This is a genomic window from Pseudomonas sp. P108, from assembly GCF_032613195.1.
Classification (GTDB): domain Bacteria; phylum Pseudomonadota; class Gammaproteobacteria; order Pseudomonadales; family Pseudomonadaceae; genus Aquipseudomonas.
Genome location: NZ_CP126691.1, coordinates 6,333,382 through 6,347,779, shown reverse-complemented (window position 1 = coordinate 6,347,779; position 14,398 = coordinate 6,333,382). Strand labels below are relative to the sequence as shown.

Annotated in this window: 17 protein-coding genes and 1 other RNA gene; 11 read left to right on the top strand and 7 right to left on the bottom strand. The window is 60.4% G+C overall.

Annotated features, from left to right (window positions below):
• Positions 1-26: 26 nt before the first annotated feature.
• From ubiD to QOM10_RS28185, 3 genes are all read left to right on the top strand, one after another.
• Positions 27-1,493, top strand: a complete 1,467-nt coding sequence (gene ubiD, locus QOM10_RS28195; RefSeq protein WP_150749811.1) for a 4-hydroxy-3-polyprenylbenzoate decarboxylase — start codon at positions 27-29, stop codon at positions 1,491-1,493.
• Positions 1,493-2,461 carry a CDP-6-deoxy-delta-3,4-glucoseen reductase gene (locus QOM10_RS28190; protein WP_034151997.1) on the top strand — a complete coding sequence of 323 codons (969 nt, stop codon included), beginning with the start codon at positions 1,493-1,495 and terminating at the stop codon, positions 2,459-2,461. The genes ubiD and QOM10_RS28190 overlap by 1 nt, the downstream gene beginning before the upstream one ends.
• A 197-nt stretch (positions 2,462-2,658) precedes the next feature.
• Positions 2,659-3,327, top strand: coding sequence for a gamma-glutamylcyclotransferase (locus QOM10_RS28185; RefSeq protein ID WP_127930181.1), 669 nt, complete (start codon positions 2,659-2,661; stop codon positions 3,325-3,327).
• Here QOM10_RS28185 and glpT read toward each other — a convergent pair.
• Complete coding sequence (gene glpT, locus QOM10_RS28180; RefSeq protein WP_016985912.1) at positions 3,303-4,652, bottom strand: glycerol-3-phosphate transporter; 1,350 nt, start codon at positions 4,650-4,652, stop codon at positions 3,303-3,305. The two genes, QOM10_RS28185 and glpT, sit on opposite strands and share 25 nt — an antisense overlap.
• A gap of 224 nt (positions 4,653-4,876) precedes the next feature.
• On the opposite strand from glpT, the gene QOM10_RS28175 reads away from it, so the two are divergent.
• The gene (locus QOM10_RS28175) at positions 4,877-5,506 is read left to right on the top strand and encodes a flagellar basal body-associated protein FliL (protein WP_316917300.1); all 630 of its coding nucleotides are present in this window, start codon (positions 4,877-4,879) and stop codon (positions 5,504-5,506) included.
• A gap of 17 nt (positions 5,507-5,523) precedes the next feature.
• Here the strand turns inward: QOM10_RS28175 and QOM10_RS28170 are convergent, their stop codons facing one another.
• The gene (locus QOM10_RS28170; protein ID WP_316917299.1) at positions 5,524-6,501 is read right to left on the bottom strand and encodes an NADPH:quinone oxidoreductase family protein; all 978 of its coding nucleotides are present in this window, start codon (positions 6,499-6,501) and stop codon (positions 5,524-5,526) included.
• A gap of 150 nt (positions 6,502-6,651) precedes the next feature.
• Here QOM10_RS28170 and QOM10_RS28165 point away from each other — a divergent pair, with 150 nt between their 5' ends.
• Positions 6,652-7,059, top strand: coding sequence for a flagellar basal body-associated protein FliL (locus QOM10_RS28165; protein ID WP_127930178.1), 408 nt, complete (start codon positions 6,652-6,654; stop codon positions 7,057-7,059).
• A 115-nt stretch (positions 7,060-7,174) separates the two neighbouring features.
• On the opposite strand, the gene QOM10_RS28160 is transcribed toward QOM10_RS28165, so the two are convergent.
• Positions 7,175-7,627, bottom strand: a complete 453-nt coding sequence (locus QOM10_RS28160) for an EVE domain-containing protein (RefSeq protein ID WP_160042289.1) — start codon at positions 7,625-7,627, stop codon at positions 7,175-7,177.
• 198 nt (positions 7,628-7,825) lie between these two features.
• Here QOM10_RS28160 and QOM10_RS28155 point away from each other — a divergent pair, with 198 nt between their 5' ends.
• The gene (locus tag QOM10_RS28155; RefSeq protein WP_016985917.1) at positions 7,826-7,981 is read left to right on the top strand and encodes a hypothetical protein; all 156 of its coding nucleotides are present in this window, start codon (positions 7,826-7,828) and stop codon (positions 7,979-7,981) included.
• Positions 7,982-8,017: 36 nt separating this feature from the next.
• Here the strand turns inward: QOM10_RS28155 and QOM10_RS28150 are convergent, their stop codons facing one another.
• The 4 genes from QOM10_RS28150 to QOM10_RS28135 form a co-directional block, all read right to left on the bottom strand.
• Positions 8,018-8,623, bottom strand: a complete 606-nt coding sequence (locus QOM10_RS28150) for a 5-formyltetrahydrofolate cyclo-ligase (RefSeq protein ID WP_316917298.1) — start codon at positions 8,621-8,623, stop codon at positions 8,018-8,020.
• A gap of 81 nt (positions 8,624-8,704) precedes the next feature.
• Positions 8,705-8,883: non-coding RNA, 6S RNA (gene ssrS / locus QOM10_RS28145), on the bottom strand.
• A 30-nt stretch (positions 8,884-8,913) separates the two neighbouring features.
• Positions 8,914-9,231 (bottom strand): cell division protein ZapA, encoded by a 318-nt coding sequence (locus tag QOM10_RS28140; RefSeq protein WP_034151990.1) that lies wholly within the window; start codon positions 9,229-9,231, stop codon positions 8,914-8,916.
• Positions 9,228-9,437, bottom strand: a complete 210-nt coding sequence (locus QOM10_RS28135) for a TIGR02449 family protein (protein WP_007911197.1) — start codon at positions 9,435-9,437, stop codon at positions 9,228-9,230. The genes QOM10_RS28140 and QOM10_RS28135 overlap by 4 nt, the downstream gene beginning before the upstream one ends.
• 130 nt (positions 9,438-9,567) lie before the next feature.
• Here QOM10_RS28135 and QOM10_RS28130 point away from each other — a divergent pair, with 130 nt between their 5' ends.
• The 5 genes from QOM10_RS28130 to QOM10_RS28110 are packed head-to-tail and all read left to right on the top strand — an operon-like array spanning position 9,568 to position 14,379.
• A complete protein-coding gene (locus QOM10_RS28130; RefSeq protein WP_007911199.1) occupies positions 9,568-10,128 on the top strand; it encodes a YecA family protein in 561 nt (186 codons plus the stop codon).
• A gap of 27 nt (positions 10,129-10,155) precedes the next feature.
• A complete protein-coding gene (gene pepP, locus QOM10_RS28125; protein ID WP_316917297.1) occupies positions 10,156-11,490 on the top strand; it encodes a Xaa-Pro aminopeptidase in 1,335 nt (444 codons plus the stop codon).
• On the top strand, positions 11,487-12,674 hold the full coding sequence (gene ubiH, locus QOM10_RS28120; protein WP_077574976.1) for a 2-octaprenyl-6-methoxyphenyl hydroxylase: 1,188 nt from the start codon (positions 11,487-11,489) through the stop codon (positions 12,672-12,674). The genes pepP and ubiH overlap by 4 nt, the downstream gene beginning before the upstream one ends.
• Positions 12,667-13,152: a DUF4442 domain-containing protein gene (locus tag QOM10_RS28115; protein ID WP_083367602.1), complete on the top strand. Its 486-nt coding sequence runs from the start codon at positions 12,667-12,669 to the stop codon at positions 13,150-13,152. Before ubiH ends, QOM10_RS28115 begins: the two co-directional genes overlap by 8 nt.
• Positions 13,153-13,161: 9 nt before the next feature.
• Positions 13,162-14,379 carry a 2-octaprenyl-3-methyl-6-methoxy-1,4-benzoquinol hydroxylase gene (locus QOM10_RS28110; protein ID WP_316918403.1) on the top strand — a complete coding sequence of 406 codons (1,218 nt, stop codon included), beginning with the start codon at positions 13,162-13,164 and terminating at the stop codon, positions 14,377-14,379.
• Positions 14,380-14,398: the final 19 nt, after the last annotated feature.

The window sequence follows — 14,398 nt, the reverse complement described above, 5'->3', positions numbered from 1 at the left end:
CGCCTATTTTGAGGGTGCCATCGTCAATGAAATTCAAGGATCTTCGGGATTTCGTGCAGCAGCTTGAGCAGCGCGGAGAGTTGAAACGCATCCAGATTCCCGTCTCGCCGGTGCTGGAAATGACCGAGGTGTGCGACCGCACGCTGCGGGCCAAGGGCCCGGCGCTGCTGTTCGAAAAGCCGACGGGCTACGACATCCCGGTGCTCGGCAACCTGTTCGGAACCCCCGAGCGGGTGGCCATGGGCATGGGCGCCGAGTCGGTCAGCGAGCTGCGCGAAATCGGCAAGCTGTTGGCGTTCCTCAAGGAACCCGAGCCGCCGAAGGGCTTGAAAGACGCGTGGTCGAAGCTGCCGATCTTCCGCAAAATCATTTCGATGGCGCCGAAAGTCGTCAAAGACGCGGTGTGCCAGGAAGTGGTCATCGAGGGCGACGACGTCGACCTCGCGATGCTGCCCGTGCAGACCTGCTGGCCCGGCGACGTCGGCCCGCTGATCACCTGGGGCCTGACCGTCACCAAAGGCCCGAACAAGGAACGCCAGAACCTCGGCATCTACCGTCAGCAAGTCATCGGCCGCAACAAGGTGATCATGCGTTGGCTCAGTCACCGTGGCGGTGCCCTCGACTTCCGCGAGTGGTGCGAGAAGCATCCGGGTCAGCCGTTCCCGGTGTCCGTGGCCCTTGGCGCGGATCCGGCGACCATCCTCGGCGCTGTGACGCCAGTGCCGGACAGTCTCTCCGAATACGCTTTCGCGGGCCTCTTGCGCGGTAACCGCACCGAACTGGTCAAGTGCCGCGGCAATGACCTGCAAGTGCCGGCCACCGCCGAAATCATCCTTGAAGGCGTGATCCACCCCGGCGAAATGGCCGATGAAGGCCCGTACGGCGATCACACCGGTTACTACAATGAAGTCGACAGCTTCCCGGTGTTCACCGTCGAACGCATCACCCACCGCGTCAAACCGATCTACCACAGCACCTACACCGGCCGTCCGCCGGATGAGCCGGCGATTCTCGGCGTGGCGCTGAACGAAGTGTTCGTGCCGATCCTGCAGAAGCAGTTCCCGGAAATCACCGACTTCTACCTGCCGCCTGAAGGCTGTTCGTACCGCATGGCCATCGTGACCATGAAGAAGTCGTATCCAGGGCATGCCAAGCGCGTGATGCTCGGTGTCTGGTCGTTTTTGCGACAGTTCATGTACACCAAGTTCGTTATCGTCACCGACGACGATATCAACGCCCGCGACTGGAACGACGTGATCTGGGCCATCACCACGCGCATGGACCCCAAGCGCGACACGGTGATGATCGATAACACGCCGATCGACTACCTCGACTTCGCCTCGCCGATCTCTGGCCTGGGCTCGAAAATGGGCCTCGATGCCACCCACAAGTGGCCGGGCGAAACCACTCGCGAGTGGGGCCGCGTGATCGTCAAGGACGACGCCGTCACCCAACGGATCGATGCCATCTGGAATCAGTTAGGAATAGATTGATGCGTGTAACCCTGCAGCCCTCCGGAGCAGTGCTTGAGATACAGCCCGGTGAGCGGATTCTCGACGGCGCGCGGCGCTTGGGCTACGAATGCCCGCAAAGCTGCCGCAACGGCAATTGTCATGTGTGTGCGGCGCTGCTGGTTGAAGGTAGTGTCGCGCAGGACGGCAAGGTGCACGACCACGGCGAGTTCTACACTTGCATAGCCGAGCCGCTGGAAGACTGCATCCTGCTGTGGGATGGCGTGCTCGCGCTGGGAGAACTGCCGGTGCGCAGCCTGTCGTGTCAGGTCATCGAATGCCGCGATGTGGGTGGCGACACCTGGCGCGTTCGCCTGCGCGCTCCGGCCGGCAAGCCACCGCGCTATCACGCCGGGCAGTACTTGATGATCGAGCGCGAGAACGGTGAGAAGTCAGCGTTTTCCATGGCCTCTGCGCCGCACGGCGGGCGTGATCTGGAAATCCACGTGCTGGCGCGCGAAGCCAGTGCACTGAGCCTGATCGAACAGCTGCAACGCAACGCGATGGTGCGGGTCGAGCTGCCGTTCGGCGATACGCATCTGGCCGAGCTGCCCGACGGGCCGCTGGTGTTGGTTGCCGCTGGTACCGGCATGGGCCAGATTCACGCCTTGATCGAGCACTGCCGCGCCAACGGCTTCAAACATCCCGTGCATCTGTACTGGGGCGTGCGCCGTCCGGAAGACTTCTATGAGATCGAACACTGGGACGAGTGGCTGAAATTACCCAATCTGTTCCTGCACAAAGTCGTCAGTGATCAATGCGGTTGGGAAGGGCGCTGTGGCATGTTGCACGAGGCAGTCTGTGAAGACTTCCCTGACCTGAAACCGCTGCACGTCTATGCCAGCGGCTCGCCGGCAATGGTCTACGGCACGCTGGACGCATTGGTCGAAGCCGGGATGGACGCCCATCAAATGCGTGCCGACGTGTTCGCTTACGCTCCCCGCTCCTGAATCCGTTATAACTCTCTATATAGCCGATCGGTATTTATGTAATTGCATAAATACCGCTAGGTTATATATCAATCAGGCAATCAATTAAGAACTGTGCCATGGCACTCAAATTGCCTTAAAACATATGTGCCTTATTGTTACAGCGGTGCGTTCTATTAAGTAATTCTTCACCCGCGGGGAGCTGAACGCTATTCGCCATGAGCGCCATTGAAAACGCTTTTCTGAATTTGAATTACCCTCCGCGGCTCGATCTTGGGCCGCAGCTGACGCACGAACAACTTCTCGCTTCCATGCAATCGACCATGGCGCGCCACAAGGGCGGGCCGGTGTGGCTGTTCGCGTATGGTTCGCTGATCTGGCGGCCGGAGTGTTCGGCAGTGGAGCGGGTGCGCGGACGCGTGCATGGCTACCATCGCGGCTTGTACCTGTGGTCGCACGAGCACCGCGGGACGCCGGAAATGCCCGGTCTGGTATTTGGTCTGGATCGCGGCGGTTCGTGCAGCGGCTTCGCCTATCGCTTGCCGGAAGACAATCTCGATGCGGCGCTGTACGCCTTGTGGAAACGCGAGATGCCGGTGCCATCCTATCGGCCACACTGGCTCAACTGCCGGCTCGAAGACGGCACTCAGGTGCAAGCGTTGGGATTCGTTCTGGAGCGACACCTGCCCAGCTATGCCGGCAACTTGCCGGATCATGTGCTGAGCCAGGTGTTCGAGAGCGCCAGCGGGCGTTACGGCACTACTCGCGATTATGTCGAGCAGACCGCGCACGCCCTGCGCAGCCACGCCATGCCAGACCGCAATCTGGAGGCGCGGCTCAAGCGCTGTAAATCACAGTCGGATCAAGCGACTGCTTCACGGCTCTGACTGGCGACTTGCTTGTGCCACAGCGTCGGGGCCAGGAAGGCCATCGCCAGCAGGCAAGCGCCCACCAGTAGCACGAAACCGCCATCCCAGCCGAAATGGTCCACGGTGTAGCCCATCGCGGCACTGGCCGCGACCGAACCACCGAGATAACCGAACAGACCGGTGAAGCCTGCGGCAGTGCCGGCGGCTTTCTTCGGTGCCAGCTCTAGCGCTTGCAGGCCGATCAGCATCACCGGGCCGTAGATCAGGAAGCCGATCGAGAACAGCGCGATCATGTCGACGGTCGGGTTGCCGGCCGGATTCAGCCAGTAAACCAGCGTTGCCACGGTCACCAGTGCCATGAACACCATGCCGGTCAGGCCACGGTTGCCACGGAAGATCTTGTCCGACATCCAGCCGCACAGCAGCGTGCCCGGAATCCCCGCCCACTCATAGAAGAAATAGGCCCACGAGGTCTTGTCGACGGTGAAACCCTTGGCTTCTTTCAGGTAGGTCGGTGCCCAGTCCAGCACGCCGTAACGCAGCAGATAGACGAAGACGTTGGCCATGGCGATGTACCAGAGCATTTTGTTGCGCAGCACGTATTTGACGAAGATCTCTTTCGCGCTGAATTCGTCTTCGTGGCTGGCGTCGTAGCCTTCCGGGTAATCGTTCTTGTACTTCTCGATCGGCGGCAGGCCAACCGATTGCGGGGTGTCGCGCATGGTGATGAACGCGAACACGGCCACGCCCAGCGCCACGGCTGCCGGTACGTAGAACGCTGCGTGCCAGTCGTTGAACAGGCCCATGCCGAGCAGGAACAGCGGGCCGATCAGGCCGCCACCGACGTTATGCGCCACGTTCCACACGGACACCACGCCGCCGCGTTCCTTTTGCGACCACCAGTGCACCATGGTCCGGCCACTTGGCGGCCAACCCATGCCCTGGGCCCAGCCGTTTATGAACAGCAGGATGAACATCATGGTCACGCTGGACGTTGCCCACGGCGCGAAACCGAAAATGAACATCACCCCGGCCGAGACCAGCAGGCCGAACGGCAGGAAGTAGCGCGGGTTGGAACGGTCGGACACCAGGCCCATGAGGAATTTCGATAAGCCATAGGCGATGGCGATCGCGGACATCGCCAGACCCAGATCACCGCGGCTGTAGCCTTCGTCGATCAGGTACGGCATGGCCAGGGAGAAGTTTTTGCGCAGCAGGTAATAACCCGCGTAGCCAAAGAAAATACCGGCGAAAATCTGCCAGCGCAGGCGTCGGTAAGTGCTGTCTATTTTTTCTTCAGGCAATGGAGCCTGATGTGCGGCAGGACGAAAGAAAGCAAACATTCAAGAGCTCCAGATTTCTTGTTTTGACTGCGGATGCGAATGTTACAGTTTCGTTACCGAAAATAGCACCGGTTCGCATCGAGCAAATAGCGGAAAATGTTGGAAGTCGCGCGTTCCTTTACGAACCTGTCGCTCAGCTGTAAGAACAGGGCGTTTTTGTCGCGCTCGGGACGTTGTGTCTTAGACTCGCGATCTACAGATCGCCTGATTTCTCGAGATAAACGATGACGCCGAAAGTTCGCAGGCTATTGCCCAGACTGTTGATGGTTGTTGCGGTGGCTGCTGCAGTGCTGGTGTTGAACTTCGCACAGGGTTCTGCAGCGCCAGGCCTGCGCAATGTCACCGTATTGATCGTCCGCCATGCGGAAAAGCCTGATGTCGGCCGAGAACTCAATGCCCAGGGCGAACAGCGCGCCGCAGCCTACGCGGACTATTTCACCTCTTTGCAGCTGGACGACCAGACACACACGCCCCAACGTCTGATCGCTACCGCCGACAGCCCGGAAAGCATCCGCCCGCGACAGACGCTGATTCCACTGTCCCAACGCCTGCAACTGCCGATTGAACAGCCCTACGCCAATAACGACGTCGACAAACTGGTCAGCTCGCTGCGCAAGAATAATCAGGCGAAAACCGTGCTGATCGCTTGGCATCACGGCCACATCAATAAACTGATTGCCGCTTTCGGCGGCGATGGCCCGGCGTTGATCGGACAGCCGAAATGGCCAGTGAATGTTTATGACTGGCTGATTGTTTTGCGCTTCGATGACAAGGGGCAGTTGATCCAGTCGCGTAGCGAAAAGGTTCAGGAGCATCTGATGCCGGGCGACATTGCGGCGTCGCCCGGTGGTTGAAGCGCTTTCATTGTTAATTAGCGCACTTGCACCACCACCTTGCCCACAGCCTTGCGCTGGCCAAGATCATTGATCGCCTGCGCCGCATTGCTCAGTGGATAGACCTGCGATACCAGCGGTTTCAACTTGCCCTCGGCGAACCAGCCGAACAATTGCTGGAAGTTCGCCGCATTGTCTTGCGGCTGGCGCTGGGCGAAGGAGCCCCAGAACACACCAAGTACAGCCGCGCCTTTGAGCAGGGCAAGGTTGACCGGCAGTTCCGGAATGCGCCCGCTGGCGAAGCCGACCACCAGCAAGCGTCCGTTCCAGGCGATGGCGCGGATGGCTTGGTCGAAGAGATCGCCGCCGACCGGGTCGTAAATCACATCGGCACCCTGGCCGTCGGTGAGGCGTTTGATTTCGTCCTTGAGGCTGGTTTCGCTGTAATTGATCAACTCATTGGCGCCGGCAGCTTTGGCCACCGCCAGTTTCTCCGCGCTGCTGGCGGCAGCGATGACGCGGGCGCCCATGGCTTTGCCGATTTCCACCGCCGCCAGGCCGACGCCACCGGATGCGCCAAGCACCAGCAGGGTTTCGCCTGCTTGCAGATTGGCGCGTTGTTTGAGCGCGTGCATCGAGGTGCCGTAGGTCATGCTGAAGGCGGCGGCGGTGTTGAAGTCCATCGACGGCGGAATCGGCAGCACGTTGTAGCCGGGCACCGCGACCTGTTCGGCGAAACTGCCCCAACCGGTCAGGGCCATGACGCGGTCACCAACCTTGAGGTGACTGACTTTTTCGCCGACTTCGCTCACTACGCCAGCCGCTTCGCCACCCGGCGAGAACGGGAAGGGCGGCTTGAATTGATACTTGCCCTCGATGATCAGCGTGTCCGGGAAGTTGACCCCGGCGGCGTGCACGTCCAGCAGGATTTCATTCTTCTTCGCGACAGGGCTGGCGACGTCTTCCAGCACCAGCGATTCGGCAGGGCCGAAGGCTTTGCACAGCACGGCTTTCATCAGGGCTATTCCTTTGGGAGTGATGGCCGATAAGTGTAGGTGTGTCAGTCAACGGGTCAACGAGCATGCCCGGCCCTGATAGTCAGCCATAAGCTTGTGCTTGCGCGGCGGGTCGTTATGCTAGGCCGCAAACCGGATAAGGAGCGAATTGTGAAAGCGTGGATCATGTTGTTGCTGGCCCTGTCTCTGCCTGTGGCAGCGCTGGCCGAAGAAGCCAAAGAAGGCGAGGCGCCGAAGGTAAGTTACATCACCCTGAGCCCACCGTTTGTGGGTAACTACGGGCTGGACGGCACACCGAAGCTCAAGGTCTACAAGGCCGATGTGGCGCTGCGTGTGAGTGGCGAAGAGGCGAGCAAACTGGTCAAGGCCAACGAACCGTTGATTCGCAATCAGCTGGTAGCGCTGTTCACTCAGCAGACCACCGAGGCGATGGGCAGCATCGAAGGTAAAGAGAAGCTGCGTCAGGAAGCGTTGAAGCAGACCCAGCAAGTGATGAATGACGAGACCGGCAAGCCGGTGGTTGAGGATCTGTTGTTCAACAACCTGATCATTCAATAAGCCATTCGTTGTCCGGGCTGGCCCCATCGCGAGCAGGCTCACTCCTACAGTTGGAATGCGTTCCCCTGTAGGAGTGAGCCTGCTCGCGATGGCGATGTTTCAGGCAACATATTCTTCAAGGCTTGAGCGCAATCACCGCCGCCCACTGCTCTGGCGTCACCGGCATCACCGACAACCTTGACCCCTTCTGCACCAACGGCATCTCCGCCAGCGCCGTCTGCTGCTTCAGATAATCCAGCTTCAACACCCGGGTAAACGTCTCGACGTGCTCGACATCGATCGCACTCCAGGCATTTTTCTCCGGCGTCGCCTTCGGGTCGAAGTAATGACTTTCCGGCTCCAGTGCGGTGGGATCCGGGTACGCCGCTTCGATTATCTTGCCAATTCCGGCAATTCCCGGCTCCGGGCAGCTGGAGTGATAGAAAAAGAACTCATCGCCCACTGCCATCGAGCGCAGAAAATTGCGCGCCTGATAATTGCGAACCCCGTCCCAGCGCGCTTTGCCGAGTTTTTCCAGACCTTTGATCGAGAGTTCGTCGGGCTCGGACTTCATCAGCCAATAGGCCATGGTTTTTTGCTCCTGAAACGGTCATTGGGCAGGTTGTCGGGCAATTTTATGACAAACCGACAGTCGGTTGACGTCAGCGTTTGCGCGCAGGTTCACGTTGTCGCAAAATGCCGGCCTTTAAAGCTTGACGCTGCTGCACGGCCTACGAACGGAAACCGCTGCTGTCATCGTGATGATGTGCCTTGAGGGGGGCAATCGATGAAACGCAAACCGGATTTGCTATGGACTTTGGTCATTTTGTTTGGTCTGGGCGTTGTAACCACCGGTTACGCGCAGAGCCTTTGGTCGAACAAGGCAGACGCGCCGATTGAAGTCGCGCAACAAGTACAACAGTCGACAGCCTTCAAGCGCTGACACTGGTTTTTCGACGCCGCTGATCTGCGCGGCGTCCTATCCTGCGAAATACCACGCCTTGTCGCTGACCGTGCCTTGTAACGGTACATCCCAACTCGCCTGCGCCAAGCGTTCGACCTTCTGACACTCATGAGCCAGTCCCAACAGCGTCGGCTTGCGCCAGCTTTTACGCCGCGCCAGATACGCCAGGCTGCGATCGTAGAAGCCGCCGCCCATCCCCAGTCGCCCACCGACATCGTCAAAACCCACCAGTGGCAACAACACCAGATCCAGCGCCCAGACCTTGCGTTGCTGCGCCAGATTGGCGCGCGGCTCGAGAATGCGGAAGCGATTGGGTTTGAGTTTCTCGCCGGGACGAATTCGCTGAAAGACCATTTTGGTTCGTGGCCAGGCACTCAGCACCGGCAGGTACGTTGCCTTGCCCCGACGCTGTGCTTCACGCAGCAGCAGGCGCGGATCGATTTCACCGTCGGTGGGCAGGTACAGAGAGATATGTTTGGCCCGGCGAAAATGCGGGTCTTGCGCCAATTGCCGGTACAGGCCTTTGGCGGCCTGGCGTTGCTCGCTTTTGCTCAGTGAGCGGCGTGCCTTGCGCAGCAGGCGGCGGAGTTGCGGGCGGGGCAGCAGCGCGGCTTCGGTCATGGTTCGGCTTCGGCAGGATGGATGCAAAAACGTACGCATAAAAAATCCGATGGCGGTTTTCACCGACATCGGATTCGAATCAGGCTCCCCGGATGAACCGCTGTCAACTTAGCCCTTGAACCCGAAAGTTCAAGGTGGAAGATGCAGTAGACTTTAAGGCTTTCCGTCTAGCGGACATGCACACCAGCCCAACGTGCAACTTCCAGGGTAGTGCGAATCGGCTCAGGGACATCGTCAACTGGCAAGCACCCCAGGGAGTGCCGCGAGTATACCGCAAGCGGCCAGTCGAATCAGCCCTTGGTGGTGTTCTGATCGTCGGCGAGGACCAGATCGACACGATCGAGCAAGTCGCGCACCTGTTCACGGGTCGAACCGCTGGCCTGGATATCCGGGCGCTCTTCTTTGTGCAAGAGGTCATGGGTGATGTTCAGCGCGGCCATCACAGCAATGCGATCGGCGCCGATGACTTTACCGCTGCTGCGAATTTCGCGCATTTTGCCATCGAGGTAGCGGGCGGCACTGACCAGATTGCTGCGTTCTTCCTGCGGGCAGATGATCGAATATTCTTTGTCGAGGATCTGCACGGTGACGCTATTGCTTGAACTCATGAGTCTTGCTCCAGGGCCTTGAGGCGCGAAATCATCGATTCGACCTTACGCCGGGCGATTTCGTTTTTTTCAATGAGGTGAGCGCGTTCCTCGCGCCAGGTTTTTTCCTGAGCTAGTAAGAGTGCGTTTTGACTCTTTAGTTGCTCGACTCGGCCAATCAGCAGTTCGAGTCTGGCCATCAGCGCTTGCAGGTCGGTGTCTTCCATTGTGTCCACTGGGTCGGAGTCTGTCTGATGGGATAGCTGGCGGACAGCCTTTAATAGTCTTGGCGAGTCTGTCGATGTAGGATACAAGGCCTTCATTCTAGACATAGCGCCGTCTGGCGCCTAGCTGCCCATGACCATTGCGAATTCCCCGTACCAAGCCTTTGCCACCCTGCTGACCTCCAGCGGCCACAACGTCTCGCCTGCCGAACTGCACGGCGTGCTGCTCGGACGCAGCTGCGCCGGTGCCGGCTTCGATAACGAAGGCTGGTTGATCGACGCCGCCGAACTGCTCGAAGGCGACATCCAGGACAACGTCCGCAACGCCCTGATCGGCCTGCAAGAGATGGTCAAAGGCGAGCTGACCGGCGACGACGTCACCGTCGTTCTGCTGCTGCCGACCGATGACGCACCGCTGGCCGACCGCGCCGCTGCACTGGGCGAGTGGTGCCAGGGCTTCCTCAGCGGTTTCGGCCTGAACTGCCGCGACAGCAGCATGCTCAGCACTGAAGCCACCGAAGTGCTGCAGGATCTGGCTGCCATTTCCCAAGTGCAGGACGCCCTCGAAGAATCCGAAGACGGCGAGACCGACTACATGGAAGTCATGGAGTACCTGCGCGTTGCGCCGCTGCTGCTGTTCTCGGAAACCAAGAAAGCCGACGTGCCGCCAGCCGCCAAGCCGTCGCTGCATTAATCGCGTGCCAGGGAAAGCCATCTGCCCATGACCCATATCCCGAAAGCGGAATACAGCCGTCGCCGCAAGGCCCTGATGGCGCAGATGGAACCCAACAGCATCGCGATCCTGCCCGCCGCCGCAGTCGCTATTCGCAACCGCGACGTCGAGCACGTCTACCGTCAGGACAGTGATTTCCAGTACCTCAGCGGCTTTCCCGAGCCGCAAGCCGTCATCGTCCTGATGCCCGGCCGCGAACATGGCGAGTACGTGCTGTTCTGCCGTGAGCGCAATGCCGAACGCGAGTTGTGGGACGGTTTGCGTGCAGGGCAAGAAGGCGCGATCCGCGACTTCGGCGCCGACGACGCCTTCCCGATCACCGACATCGACGACATTCTCCCGGGCCTGATCGAAGGCCGTGACCGGGTGTATTCGGCGATGGGCAGCAACCCCGAATTTGATCGTCACCTGATGGACTGGATCAACGTGATCCGCTCTAAAGCGCACCTTGGCGCCCAGCCGCCGAACGAATTCGTTGCCCTGGATCATCTGCTGCACGACATGCGTCTGTATAAATCGGCGGCAGAAGTGAAGGTGATGCGCGAAGCCGCACGGATCTCGGCGCAAGCCCACATCCGCGCGATGCAGGCCAGTCGGGCCGGGCTCCACGAATACAGCCTCGAAGCCGAGCTCGATTACGAATTCCGCAAGGGCGGGGCGAAGATGCCGGCCTACGGGTCGATCGTTGCCGCCGGGCGCAACAGCTGCATTCTGCATTACCAGCAGAATGACGCGGTGCTCAAGGACGGTGACCTGGTGTTGATCGACGCCGGTTGCGAGATCGACTGCTATGCCAGCGACATCACCCGCACCTGGCCGGTCAACGGCACGTTTTCACCCGAGCAGAAAGCGATCTACGAGTTGGTGCTGGCCTCGCAGGAAGCCGCATTCGCCGAAATCGCCCCGAACAAACACTGGAATCAGGCGCACGAAGCCACGGTTCGCGTTATCACCACGGGGTTGGTGAAACTCGGTTTGCTGCAGGGTGAGGTCGACGAATTGATCGCCAGCGAAGCCTATAAAGCCTTTTACATGCACCGCGCCGGTCACTGGCTGGGCATGGATGTGCATGACGTTGGCGAGTACAAGGTCGGCGGCGAATGGCGCGTGCTGGAAGTCGGCATGGCGCTGACCGTGGAGCCGGGCATTTATATCGCCCCGGACAATCAGAACGTCGCGAAGAAATGGCGCGGCATTGGCGTGCGCATCGAGGACGACGTGGTGGTGACCAAAACGGGCTGTGAAATCCTCACCAGCGGCGTGCCGAAAACCGTCGCAGAAATCGAAGCGCTGATGGCGCAAGCAAGGACCCACGCGGCATGAGTCGAGTCAATCTGGCAATCATCGGTGGCGGTCTGGTCGGCGCCAGTCTGGCGTTGGCCTTGCAGGCCGGAGCCAAGGCGCGTGGCTGGAAGATCGTGCTGATCGAACCGTTCGCTCCCGGTGACAGTTGGCAGCCGAGCTACGACGCACGTTCCTCGGCGTTGTCCTTCGGCTCGCGACAGATCTATCAACGCTTGGGCGTGTGGCAGGAAATCTCCCGCCGTGCCGAGCCGATCAAACAGATTCACGTTTCCGACCGTGGCCGCTTCTCCACCGCGCGCTTGTCGGCGATGGAAGAGGGCGTGCCGGCACTCGGTTACGTGGTGGAAAACGCCTGGCTCGGTCAGTGCCTGTGGCAGCACGTCGACAAAGACGTGATCAGCTGGCGCTGCCCGGCGGAAGTCACGCGCATGGAACCGCTGCCCGACGGCTATCGCCTGACCCTCAATGATGAAACCACCCTTGAATGCGACCTCGCGGTACTCGCCGATGGCGGTCGCTCCGGGCTGCGCGAGCAGTTGGGCATCAACGTGCGCAAGCGTCCGTACAACCAGAGCGCGCTGATCGCCAACATCACCCCGAGCGAAGCGCACAACGGCATGGCCTTCGAGCGCTTCACCGACGAAGGGCCGATGGCGCTGCTACCGCTGCCCGAAAACCGCTGCGCTTTGGTCTGGACCCGTTTGGGTATGGACGCGCAGCGCTTGGCCGATCTGAGCGAGCGCGATTTCCTCAGCGAATTGCAGGGCGTGTTCGGTTACCGCCTCGGCACGCTGAAACAGGTCGGCGCACGGCATTTGTATCCGCTGACGCTGGTTGAGGCCGAAGAACAAGTGCGCTCGCATCTGGCCGTGCTCGGCAATGCGGCGCACAGCCTGCACCCGATTGCCGGGCAGGGTTTCAATCTGTCGCTGCGTGATGCCGATGCTTTGGCGGCTGCGCTGTTGGCCAGCGATAAACCGCTCGGCGACCTCGCCACGTTGCAGACGTATCGCGAGCGTCAGCGTCTCGATCAGGATCTCACCGTCGGTTTCTCCGATCAGGTCACGCGCCTGTTCGGCAGCACGCAACCGCTGGTTTCGCTGGGGCGCAACATCGGCCTGCTCGGCCTTGATCTGCTGCCACCGGCCAAGCGCTGGTTTGCCCGTCAGGCCATGGGTTTGGGAACACGACCGGATGCTTAAGTGGTTAACCGGCAAATTCGGGAAAGCACGATTGATGCGCTGGGTGATGACGTTCTACCCGCCGTACCTCGGCGCCGGTGTTCGGGTTCGGCACATCAGCGATGACTTTCGCGATGTGCAGGTGTCGATGGGCCTCGGCTGGTACAACCGCAACTACGTCGGCACCCAGTTCGGCGGCAGCCTGTATTCGATGGTCGACCCGTTCTTCATGCTGATGCTCATGGAAAACCTCGGTTCGCGTTACATCGTCTGGGACAAAGCTGCCGACATCGATTTCATTGCGCCGGGCAAAGGCCCGGTGTTCGCCCGCTTCACTATCGACGAGACCTTGCTCGCCGAGATTCGCCGGCAAACCGCCAATGGTGAGAAATACCTGCCGCAGTTGCAGGTCGACATTCATGACGGCGCCGGTAATCTGGTGGCGCGGGTCGGTAAAACCCTTTACGTGCGGCTCAAGCCGCAAGCGAGACAGGCTTAAAGCATGGAAATGCGCGCAGATCTGCTGATTGTCGGAGCCGGAATGGTCGGCAGCGCTTTGGCGTTGGCGTTGCAGGACAGCGGACTCGAAGTCCTGCTGCTCGACGGCAGCCCGCTGAGCGTCAAACCGTTCGATGCCGAAGCGGCGTTTGAGCCGCGAGTGAGCGCCTTGTCGGCCGCCAGTCAGCGAATCCTCGAACGCCTTGGCGTGTGGGAAGGCATCGCCAAGCGCCGCAGCAGTCCGTACACCGACATGCATGTCTGGGACGGCAGCGGCACCGGGCAGATCCATTTCTCGGCGAGCAGTGTGCACGCCGAGGTGCTTGGCCATATCGTCGAAAACCGTGTGGTGCAGGATGCCTTGCTCGACCGTTTGCACGATTGCGATCTGGGCATGCTGGCCAACGCGCGACTGGAACAGATGCGCCGCTCGGGCGATGACTGGCTGCTGACGCTGGCTGACGGTCGTCAGTTACGTGCGCCGTTGGTGATTGCCGCTGACGGTGCCAACTCGGCAGTGCGACGTCTGACCGGTGTGGCGACGCGTGAGTGGGATTACTTGCATCACGCCATCGTTACCAGCGTGCGCAGCAGCAAGCCGCATCAGATGACTGCGTGGCAGCGTTTTACCGATCACGGGCCGTTGGCGTTTTTGCCGCTGGAGCGTGACGGGCAGCAGGATTGGTGTTCGATCGTCTGGTCGACCACGCCGAGTGAGGCCGAGCGCTTGATGGCGCTGGACGAAGTGGATTTCTGCCGGGAGCTGGAACGCGCTTTTGAAGGTCGTCTGGGCGAAGTGATCAGTGCTGATCCGCGTCTGTGCGTGCCACTGCGTCAGCGTCATGCCAAGCGTTACGTGGCCGAAGGCCTGGCGCTGATCGGCGATGCGGCGCACACCATTCACCCGTTGGCGGGGCAGGGTGTGAACCTTGGCTTCCTCGATGCGGCGGTGTTGGCCGAAGTGCTGTTGCAGGCGGCGGAGCGCGGTGAGCGTCTGGCTGATGTGAAAGTGCTGAGCCGTTACGAGCGTCGGCGCATGCCACACAACCTCGCGCTGATGGCGGCGATGGAAGGGTTTGAGCGGTTGTTCCAGGCTGATCCGTTGCCGGTGCGTTGGTTAAGGAATGCCGGGTTGAAGCTGGTGGAGCAGATGCCGGAGGCGAAGGCGCTGTTTGTGCGTGAAGCCCTCGGGTTGACCGGGGATCTTCCGGCGCTGGCCAAGCCCTGATCTTTTCGTTGCTGCTAAT